The sequence below is a fragment of the Dethiothermospora halolimnae genome, from assembly GCF_037577855.1.
GTDB classification, from domain to species: Bacteria; Bacillota; Clostridia; order Tissierellales; family VENL01; genus Dethiothermospora; species Dethiothermospora halolimnae.
This window is the reverse complement of the sequence record NZ_JBAKFX010000042.1, coordinates 24368-34785: the sequence shown is the minus strand read 5'-3', so window position 1 is coordinate 34785 and position 10418 is coordinate 24368. Positions and strand designations below refer to the sequence as shown.

Genomic DNA, 10418 nt, shown 5'->3' with positions numbered 1-10418 from the left:
GCTCAAGGTTATTCACCGCATTTTTGCTAATTTATCAAAGGTTTTATGAAAATATTACATAAAAAAAGAGCTCTGTGTGTAAGAACACACAAAACTCTTTATTTCTTCTTAACTTAATGACATTGCCCCTAGGGGTCGTTTTTTAGTTTATATGGATTTGACACAGTAAATCCTAACTTATAAAATCATAATATGCTATTTATATTATATATTTTACAGTGATATCTGTTATAATGTAGTTGGGAGGGATAATTGTGGGATATAATAAAAATATGGATATTACAAAGAATATAAAGGTGATAGAATGGCTAAAAAGTGAAACTCTAAATGCAATAGCCCATTTGTTTGGCCTATTGGTTAATGGGGTCAAAAGTGGGCAAGAGGCTATTCTAGATGCTATTGCTAATATAATTTTAGTTACATATCTACTTGGAAAGAGACTTGGTTTTTCCTTTGATAAAATAGATGAGAAGGTAAAAAGTAAAGTTAAACTTAGTATAGTAGAGGAACATAAAATAGAAAAGTGGTATGGGGACCTAACAAAACTTAAGGATCATTTAAATAAGACAAGAAAATAGAGGTGATAATTTTGACTAAAAATCCAATATTTATGGCTATATTAGTCGCCATATTAGTTGCTGTATTGGGATTTATAGGACTTTATATAACTCCTATATTACTCTTACTACCGGTTCCTTTTATAGTATTTGGGATAAAGTATGAAATGAAGTACAATATAGTGTCTATGATATTGTCCATTGGTTTTATGACACTGATAATGGGAATATCAATGTCATTGGTTTTAGCTATTTTGTTTGTACCATTATCAATTTTTATACAATATACTATTGAAAAAGAATATAAATCGTCCCATGTATTATTATTTGGAGCAGGTATAGTGCTAATTTCACTGTTTTTAAGATTTATAATATTAGAGTATACCTTAGATATAGATGTAACCAATGAAATGGAGGTATTTATCAGAAAATTTTTCGAAAATTCGATGAAAAACATAGAGAATAGAGGACTTTCTAATAATGAAGTACTTCAATTTCGAGATATGTTTAAATCAGTCAGTGATTATCTTGTAGTTGTTATACCAACTATGATAATAGTATTTTCCTTTATAATAAGCTATATAAATCTTTTGTTATTAAGTATTATATTAAACAAAATTGGGTATAAAAAGTTCAAGATGGGTAAATTTATGTATTTTAGACTTCCCAGTAACATAATATTAGGAAGTGCAGTAATGCTTATAGGAAGCTTTATAATAAAATACCTAAAGATATTAAACTACAATACAATATTTATGAACATGTCATTTATATTATCTATTGTATTCTTCCTTCAAGGTCTATCCCTTATAATTTATTGGGTTAGTAATATGAAAGTAAATAAAGCCATAAAGATAATTGTAATGATAATTGTAATAATAAATATTCCATTTTTAAGCGGTATACTATCTATGTTGGGAGTAATAGATGTAATTTTTGATTTTAGAAAGTTAAAGAAGGCTTAAGGAGTATTTTAGGAGGACGTTAGATGTCAAATAAGAAATTGTTTAAAATATTAACCCCAGATACCAAGATATATTTGTGGATAATAGGTATATTATTGCTGATTATGTGGTTTTATGAACCTAAAATTTCAGCGATTGGAATACTTATACTTTTATATCTTATATATTATCATTGGAGAAATGTTCACCTAAAGAAAGTTGAATGGGGTAAATATATACAAGGCTTAACAGAGGAATTTGACTCGGCCACTAAACATGCAATATTGAATTTACCTCTGCCCTTAGTTTTAGTTGAGGTAGACGGAACCATAAGTTGGTATAACCCTAAATTTTCTGATATATTAGATAAAAAGGGTATATTAGAAAAAAATATAGAAGATTTAGTCCCAAACTTTAGTATAGACAATATCATGGAAGAAAATGATGATATGGCAATAGAGGCTACAATTAAAGACAGGGAATATAAAGTTTTATATAATGTTGTAGATGTATCTAACAAGGATGAGACTACTAAAAATTATATTATAATGCTATATTGGTTAGATATAACTACCTTTAATATACTAAAAAATAAATACAACGATGAAAGGATGATTGTTAGTCTTATTCAGGTTGATAATTATTCAGAAGTAAAAAATAGTACAGAAGAGGAAAATAGACCTATAGTTCTTGCAGAAATAGATAAAAGGTTAAATACATTAACATCTAGAATAAATGGATTTATAAGAAAATATGAAAATGATAAGTATATTATAATATTTGAAAATAAACATCTTGAATATTTGGAAACTAAAAAATTTGATATACTTGATGATATAAGGTCCATTGATGAAGGAAATGATATACCGGTAACACTTAGTATTGGGGTGGGGGTTAATGGAAAAAACCCAGCACAACAATATGAATATGCTAAAGCAGCTATAGATATAGCACTGGGCAGAGGTGGGGATCAAGCTGTAGTTAAGAAAATAGATAAATTGAGTTTTTATGGTGGAAAAAGTAAGGCGGTTGAAAAGAGAACTAAAGTTAAAGCTAGGGTCATAGCCCATGCCTTAAGGCAACTAATAGATCAAACCGATAAAGTCTTTATAATGGGACATAAAATTGGGGATATGGATAGCTTTGGTTCATCAATAGGAATATATAGGGCAGCTAAAAATAGAGATAAAGAAGCATACATCGTGCTAAATGGCACTAATCCAGCCATAAAAAACATCTACAGTAAAATACAGGATGAACATAGGGAGTATCTAGATGATATAATAGGTTCAGAGCAAGCTAAGGTTTTAGCCGATAAGTCATCTCTTTGTGTTGTGGTTGATACCCATAAGCCATCCTTTGTTGAAGCTCCAGATGTATTAGACATTGTAGAAAAAGTTGTTGTAATAGATCACCATAGACGGGGAGCCGATTTTATTGAAGAACCTATTTTAACTTATTTAGAACCATATGCATCTTCTACAGCTGAACTTGTTACTGAAATACTTTATTATATGGGGGATAAGCTAGATATAGAAAAATTTGATGCAGAGGCATTACTTGCAGGAATAACTGTGGATACTAAGAACTTCACATTTAAAACTGGAGTAAGAACATTTGAAGCTGCATCTTTTTTAAGAAGAGCAGGGGCCGATACTACCATTGTAAGACAATTATTTAGAAATGATCTTGATACTTTTATGTGGAAGGCTGAGGTTGTTAGAAATGCAGAAATAATTGAAGAAAAAGTGGCTATATCCCTTTTAGATAGAGATAATGACAATTCGATAATCATTGCCGCCCAATCGGCAGATGATTTATTAAATATAAAGCAAATTAGTGCATCCTTTGTATTAACTAGAAAAAATAATTATATACATGTAAGTGGTAGGTCCCTTGGGGATATAAATGTTCAGCTTATATTAGAAAAGCTGGGGGGCGGTGGTCATTTAACCACGGCTGGAGCCCAAATTGAGGATGTATCTATAGAAGAAGCTAAAGAAATATTAAAGGATGCAATAAAAGAATATTTAAGGGAAGGTGATGAAAAGTGAAGATAATTTTACAAAAGGATGTAAAGGGGTTAGGTAAAAAAGGTGAGTTAGTTAATGCTAAGGATGGTTATGCTAGAAACTATATAATACCAAAGGGCTTAGGAAAAGAGGCAACAGATGGCAATGTTAAAGTGTTAAAGGAACAGAAAAAGGCTAAGAAAATAAGACAACAGGAAGAGTTAGCAGAAGCGAAGGACTTAGCAGATAAGATGTCAAAACTGACAGTTGAGATTAAAAGTAAGGCAGGGGAAAATGGAAAACTTTTTGGTTCCATAACTACTAAAGATATAGCTAAAGAGTTAAATAAGCAGCATAAAATAAAAGTTGACAAAAGAAAGATGAAGTTAGATGGAAACATAAAGACTCTAGGCGCTAGGTTTATAGAGGTTAAAATACATCCAAAGGTTACAGCAAAAGTTAAAGTAAATGTTTTAGAAGCATAATAGGTTTATATATAGTTTAATATGGTAACAATTAACATAAGACAAGCATTATTGTTGCCGAAAATATAAAAAAAGCGGCATCGGCCGCTTTTTTAGATGTATATTGGAGGTGAAAATGTGGAGAATTTAAAAGTGTTAGGTAAGATTCCCCCCCATAGTATAGAAGCAGAGCAGTCGGTTCTTGGAGCCATGATCCTTGATAGGGAAGCAATTACCACAGCTACCGAAATATTAAAGGGAGAAGATTTTTACAAGGAAGCCCATAAAGAAATATATGAAGCGATAGTTGATATTTATAGTAGAAATGAGCCCGTTGATTTAATTACCCTTTCAGAGGAACTTAAGAAAAGGGCCACTATAGAGGCTGTAGGTGGAATAATATATCTAACTGATTTGTCGGATGCTGTTTCAACGACCGCCAATATAAAATATTATTGTGATATTGTAGAAGAAAAGTCTATATTGAGAAAGCTAATTAAAGCCTCTGATGATATAATATCAAAGGGATATGAAGATAGTGATGATGTCGGTAATATTATAGAATTAGCAGAAAAAAGGATATTTGATATAACCCAAAGAAAGAGCCATGATGGTTTTGCCCCTATTAAAGATGTATTATTAGATAGTTTTAATAGAATAGAGGAACTTTCAAAAAAAGAAGGGGGACTTACTGGAATAACCACGGGATTTATAGATTTAGATAAGAAAACCTCAGGACTTCAAAAATCTGATATGGTTTTAATTGCTGCCAGGCCATCAATGGGAAAAACGGCTTTTGGACTAAATATTGCTCAAAATGCTGCCCTAAAAGGCGGTGCATCGGTTGCTATATTTAGTCTTGAGATGTCAAAGGAGCAGCTGGTTCAGCGTTTATTAAGTTCTGAATCCCATGTTGAACTACAGAAAATAATCAATGGAAATCTATCTGAAGAGGAGTGGCCTAAGCTTGTAAGTGCCATGGGACCTCTATCTAAGGGGAAAATATTTATAGATGATACCCCTGGAATAACTTTAAGGGAAATGAAGGCCAAGTGTAGAAAGTTGAAAATGGAACAGGGGTTAGATGTTGTTGTTATAGACTACTTACAGCTTATGCAAGGGGATGCTAAAAGTGAAAGTAGACAGCAGGAAATATCAACTATATCGAGAGGGTTAAAGGGGCTTGCAAAGGAAATGAATTGTCCCGTTGTGGCACTTTCCCAGTTATCCCGTGCTCCAGAGCTTAGGGCTGACCATAGACCTATATTATCTGACCTAAGGGAATCAGGGGCCATAGAGCAGGATGCCGATGTGGCTATGTTTTTATATAGGGATGAATACTATAACCCTGAAACAGAAAAGAAAAATATTGGAGAGGTAATCATTGCAAAGCATCGTAATGGCCCTACAGGGACAGTGGAACTTGTATTTATGGGTCAATATACAAAGTTTGTAAACATGGAACATCAACATTAAAAGGGTGTAAATATATAGATATTTGATTATAATCTATTATAAAGGGTAAAAAATAATTGAAGATTTTAAAGGATATGGGAGGGTTAAATAACATGGAAGATAAAAGAATATTAGATATTAAAGAAGGAATAAAGTGGGTGGGAGTTTTAGATCCAGGTCTAGTAACATTTGATGTGGTTATGGAGACTAAATATGGAACCACTTACAATTCTTATTTCATAGATGCAGATAAGAAAACTATTATAGAAACAAGCAAGGAAACTTTTAAAGAGGAGTATTTAAATAAAGTAAAAAGTGTAGTTGACCCAAAGGAATTAGAATATGTTGTCCTTGACCATACAGAGCCAGACCATTCATCAAATTTAAAACATTTACTTGAAATAGCACCAAATGTAACAGTTGTTGGAACTAAATCGGCTATAAACTTTATGAAAAATATGGTGGATGAAGATTTTAAATATTTAATAGTGAAGGGTGGAGATACTTTAGATTTAGGAAATAAAACATTAAGGTTTATTTCAGCACCTTTCCTACATTGGCCCGATAGTATGTACACTTATTTAGAAGAGGATAGGGTATTATTTACTTGTGACTCCTTTGGAGCCCACTACTGCGATAGTAGAATGTTTGATGATTCCGTTGATGAAGAAAAGTATTCAGATTCATTTAAATATTATTTTGATGTTATATTAAAGCCATTTAGTAAATATATGATAGAAGCTATTGATAGAATACGGGATTTAGATATAGATATTATATGTCCTGGACATGGACCTATATTAAGGGATAATTGGGAAAAATACGTTAATTTATCCTATGATTGGTCGAAAGAGAAGATGAAAGAGCTAGAAAAACATAAAGTATTTATCCCCTATGTATCAGCCTATGGAAACACAGAAAAAATAGCTAAAAAAATCGGAGAAGGTCTTAAAGAAGCAGGAAATATAGATGTGGATTTAGCAGATATTGAGCATATGGATATAGGTGAAATGGAAGAAAGGGTAGAGGATAGCTCTGCAATTATTATAGGATGTCCTACCGTTAATCAGAATATATTACTTCCCGTATATAAACTATTTGCTGTGATTAATCCCATGACAAATAGGGGAAAATTAGCGGCGGCATTTGGTTCCTATGGCTGGAGTGGTGAAGGAATAAAATTAATAGAAGACCATTTAAAAAATCTTAAACTAAAAATTGCTCAAAAAGGATTAAGGGAAGCCTTTGTACCATATGAAGAGGCTAATAAAAATGCAATAGAGTTTGGAAAGTCCTTTGGAGAAAAATTATTAGAAAAATAATAAAAGTATTTTAATAGTTACATTAAAACAGTTATAATAAAAGTATGTGGAAATTCCACATACTTTTATTTGTAGTAAATATAACAAAAAGGTTATAGGGGAGAGGGCATGTGCTTAATAAAAGGTGATAGAATAAAGATAAGGAAATTAGAGATTGAAGATGTTTTTAATATGTCTAAATGGGAAAACTATAAAAATCCCTTATTTTTTGACTATAACTTTCCTGAGTTAAATAGAGAAGATATGGAAAGATGGTTTAAGGTTAAAACTGGGAAAAGGAATAAAGAATGTTACGGAATACTAAATCATAATAATAATACAATGGGTTACTTAACTATAAAGGATATTAAAAGATTTAGAAAACATGCCACATTGGGTATAGTATTTTCTGCTAGGTATGTTAATATGAATTATGGAACAGAAGCTATAAATTTGTTTTTGGACTATTATTTTAATAAATTAAATATGAAAGTTATGTATTTAAATGTTGCAAAGTTTAATAAAAGAGCTATAAGATGTTATGAAAAATGTGGATTTGTGAAAGTAGATGAATACGTAGAGAAGTTTGATAATCAAAATATAGATATCCATAATAACAATATATATATTTCAAATAAAGGGGACTTCATAATTGAAAATAATTTATTATATATTAAGTATAATGTGATGAGAAAAATTAAATATTAACATATCCACAACTTTATACACAGAACGTCTGTGTATAAAGTTGTGGATATGTTAATAAGTCTTTTACAAACATTGTACAAGCCATTTTATCTGTGGATAAAAGTAAAAAACTTATATTTTTTTGACAAGAATTGGAGATGTTATAATGAACAATAAATTTAGCATTAATCTCACTGAACTATTATCATCATTGTCATTAGTCTTAGATATTGGAAGAAGTAGATGTTTTGAGCATTCTAGAAGGACTGCCTATATATCTTACTGTATAGGAAAAAAGCTTTTTTTAGATAAGGGATTAATAGAGGATATATATTATACGGCCCTTATACATGATATAGGTATGACCGGTCATTTATCTAAATATACAATAAAGGATGTTCATCATAGTGATAAGTTAAAAAGAGAGCATTGCGAAATTGGAGCAAAAATAATAACGGAACTACCTATTTCTAAGGATATTCAAGAATTTATTCTATATCACCATGAACAATGGGATGGTAGTGGAGTATACTCCCTTAAAGGTGAAGAGATACCTTTAGCATCTCAAATACTTCATGTGGCAGATTATTTTGACTTAACCTACAATAATATAATTGAAAATAACATGGATAAGGAATCAATCAGAAAATATTTCAAATTATCAAAGGGAGCAAGCTTTAATCCTTTATTAGTTGATTGTTTAATTGATATGATGGAGGGAGAAAAATTTTGGTTTGATATAGATAAAAATAATTTACATCAAGTTATAAATACCATAAATCCAAATCAAAGACGAAATTTACATATAGACGGTTTAATTAAAATAGCTAAAAGCTTCTCTAAACTTATAGATAGTAAGAGTAAATTTACAAGTGACCATTCAATGGGAATATGTAATATTACTGAAAAGATGGCAAAATACATAGGTTATGACGAAATACATACTAAAAAATTGGTTATAGCAGCACTACTTCATGACTTAGGAAAACTTATAGTACCAAATGAGATATTAGAGAAGCCATCTAAATTGTCAAAAAAAGAGTTTGATATAGTGAAATCCCATCCCTATTATACAAAACTTATACTAAGTCAAATTAAGGGGCTAGAGGATATTGCAAATTGGGCTGGAAATCATCATGAAAAGTTAAATGGCAAAGGTTACCCAGAAAGACTTGATTATAAAACCTTGACAGATGAAGACAGAATAATAGCAGTTTCTGATATTTATCAAGCTTTAACAGAGGATAGACCATACAGAAAGGGCTTATCCCATAATAAAGCGGTAGATATACTCAAAGATATGGCAAATAAAGGTTTTATATGTGGGAAAATGGTTAATATATTAGATAAGTCTTTAAAAAGATTAGCTTAGCTAATCTTTTTTTTACACATGAAAATATTAATAAGGGTTTATAATATATTATAAGCATATAGTGTTCAAGAACAAACTAATACGAACTTTATTTCGCATAAAATTATAAACATTCGTTAATATATTGACTGTGATGTTTGAATTTGATAATATATTAGGTGGAAGTTCGCTTTATTACGAAGATTAGTTAATAAATTTAATTATAAATATACAGTAAAGGAGAGGATTTTTATGAACACTCTCGTTATTTTAGGTGCTCAATGGGGCGATGAGGGTAAAGGTAAGATAACAGACTATTTAGCAGAAAAATCAGATATGGTGGTAAGGTATCAAGGTGGAGATAATGCTGGTCATACAGTTGAAATAGGAGACAATCAATATAAATTACACCTTATACCATCAGGGATATTTAATAAAGATAAAATTTGTATACTCGGTAATGGACTAGTGATAAATCCTAAGTCTTTATTAGATGAAATAAAATATTTAACAGATAGAGGTATAAGCACTGATAATTTAAGAATAAGCGATAGGGCACATATTATTTTGCCATATCATATAGAATTAGATAGACTTCAAGAAGAGAAGAAGGGAAAGAATAAAATAGGCACTACTGTAAAGGGGATAGGACCTTGCTACAAGGACAAGGTAGAAAGAGTAGGCCTTAGAATGTGTGATATATTCTATAAAGAAACATTTGAAGAAAGATTAAGGGAGAATATTAGAAATAAGAATGAAATAATTGAAAAATTATATAATGGAAAACCACTAGACGAAGATAACATAGTTAAAGAATATATGGGATACCTTGATGAGATTAAAAAATATGTTGTAGATACAACAGCTTTATTAAATGATTCAATTGAAAAGGGAAATAAGATACTATTTGAAGGAGCCCAAGGCACTTTATTAGACTTAGACTTTGGAACCTATCCATACTTAACATCATCCCATCCAATATCAGGGGGAGTTTCCATAGGTTCAGGTATAAACCCCCTTAAGCTAGATGGTGCTATAGGTATTGTAAAGGCTTATACAACTAGAGTAGGTAGGGGACCATTCCCAACAGAGCTCCATGATAAGACAGGAGATGCAATAAGGGAAAAGGGACATGAATTTGGAACCACAACAGGGAGACCAAGAAGATGTGGCTGGTTAGATGGAGTGATGCTTAGATATTCTGCAAGAATAAATGGTCTTACATCAATTGCGGTTACTAGGTTAGATACACTAGGTGGATTTGATAAACTTAAGATATGTACAGGATATGAACTAGATGGAAAGGTTGTTAAAGACTTTCCTGCTAGCTTAGAGACATTGGCTAAATGTAAGCCTATATATGAAGAGTTTGACGGATGGAAAGAAGAGGATATGAAGGATATAACTAAGTATGAAGATCTCCCTGAAAATGCTAAGAAGTATGTAGAGAAAATAGAAGAAATGACGGGAGTTAATGTTGATGTGGCTTCAATAGGCCCAAAAAGAAGTGAAACCCTTATAAGAACGGAGTTCTTTAGTAGTTAATAGTTAACAGTTAATAGTTAATAGATTTGGGGGTAGGGTAGGTTTATTTAGGTTGATTTACCTTTTGGGTTAATCTAGGTTTAATAAGAGCACTTGAAAATC

Annotated in this window: 9 protein-coding genes; all 9 read left to right on the top strand. The window is 31.1% G+C overall.

The features are described 5' to 3' along the window. Positions 1-254 precede the first annotated feature (254 nt). The 9 genes from V6137_RS14985 (at position 255) to V6137_RS14945 (ending at position 10316) form a co-directional block, all read left to right on the top strand. On the top strand, positions 255-578 hold the full coding sequence (locus V6137_RS14985) for a MazG-like family protein (RefSeq protein ID WP_425448760.1): 324 nt from the start codon (positions 255-257) through the stop codon (positions 576-578). A gap of 32 nt (positions 579-610) precedes the next feature. Then, positions 611-1522 (top strand): DUF2232 domain-containing protein, encoded by a 912-nt coding sequence (locus V6137_RS14980; RefSeq protein WP_425448759.1) that lies wholly within the window; start codon positions 611-613, stop codon positions 1520-1522. A 23-nt stretch (positions 1523-1545) separates the two neighbouring features. Next, positions 1546-3555 (top strand): DHH family phosphoesterase, encoded by a 2010-nt coding sequence (locus V6137_RS14975; protein WP_425448758.1) that lies wholly within the window; start codon positions 1546-1548, stop codon positions 3553-3555. Next, positions 3552-3998: a 50S ribosomal protein L9 gene (gene rplI, locus V6137_RS14970; protein WP_425448757.1), complete on the top strand. Its 447-nt coding sequence runs from the start codon at positions 3552-3554 to the stop codon at positions 3996-3998. Before V6137_RS14975 ends, rplI begins: the two co-directional genes overlap by 4 nt. A gap of 96 nt (positions 3999-4094) precedes the next feature. Then, positions 4095-5453, top strand: a complete 1359-nt coding sequence (gene dnaB / locus V6137_RS14965) for a replicative DNA helicase (protein WP_425448756.1) — start codon at positions 4095-4097, stop codon at positions 5451-5453. A 92-nt stretch (positions 5454-5545) separates the two neighbouring features. Continuing rightward, positions 5546-6754: an FprA family A-type flavoprotein gene (locus V6137_RS14960; protein WP_425448755.1), complete on the top strand. Its 1209-nt coding sequence runs from the start codon at positions 5546-5548 to the stop codon at positions 6752-6754. Between the two features lie 108 nt (positions 6755-6862). Further along, positions 6863-7441 carry a GNAT family N-acetyltransferase gene (locus V6137_RS14955; RefSeq protein WP_425448754.1) on the top strand — a complete coding sequence of 193 codons (579 nt, stop codon included), beginning with the start codon at positions 6863-6865 and terminating at the stop codon, positions 7439-7441. A gap of 145 nt (positions 7442-7586) precedes the next feature. Continuing rightward, positions 7587-8792 (top strand): HD-GYP domain-containing protein, encoded by a 1206-nt coding sequence (locus tag V6137_RS14950; protein WP_425448753.1) that lies wholly within the window; start codon positions 7587-7589, stop codon positions 8790-8792. A 231-nt stretch (positions 8793-9023) separates the two neighbouring features. Continuing rightward, on the top strand, positions 9024-10316 hold the full coding sequence (locus V6137_RS14945) for an adenylosuccinate synthase (RefSeq protein WP_425448752.1): 1293 nt from the start codon (positions 9024-9026) through the stop codon (positions 10314-10316). Positions 10317-10418 lie beyond the last annotated feature (102 nt).

Coding starts and splice junctions, on each gene's coding strand:
- V6137_RS14980 (WP_425448759.1), top strand. CDS start 611: ATGGCTATATTAGTCGCCATATTAGTTGCTGTATTGGGATTTATAGGA.
- V6137_RS14975 (WP_425448758.1), top strand. CDS start 1,546: ATGTCAAATAAGAAATTGTTTAAAATATTAACCCCAGATACCAAGATA.
- dnaB (WP_425448756.1), top strand. CDS start 4,095: ATGTATATTGGAGGTGAAAATGTGGAGAATTTAAAAGTGTTAGGTAAG.
- V6137_RS14960 (WP_425448755.1), top strand. CDS start 5,546: ATGGAAGATAAAAGAATATTAGATATTAAAGAAGGAATAAAGTGGGTG.
- V6137_RS14955 (WP_425448754.1), top strand. CDS start 6,863: ATGTGCTTAATAAAAGGTGATAGAATAAAGATAAGGAAATTAGAGATT.
- V6137_RS14950 (WP_425448753.1), top strand. CDS start 7,587: ATGAACAATAAATTTAGCATTAATCTCACTGAACTATTATCATCATTG.
- V6137_RS14945 (WP_425448752.1), top strand. CDS start 9,024: ATGAACACTCTCGTTATTTTAGGTGCTCAATGGGGCGATGAGGGTAAA.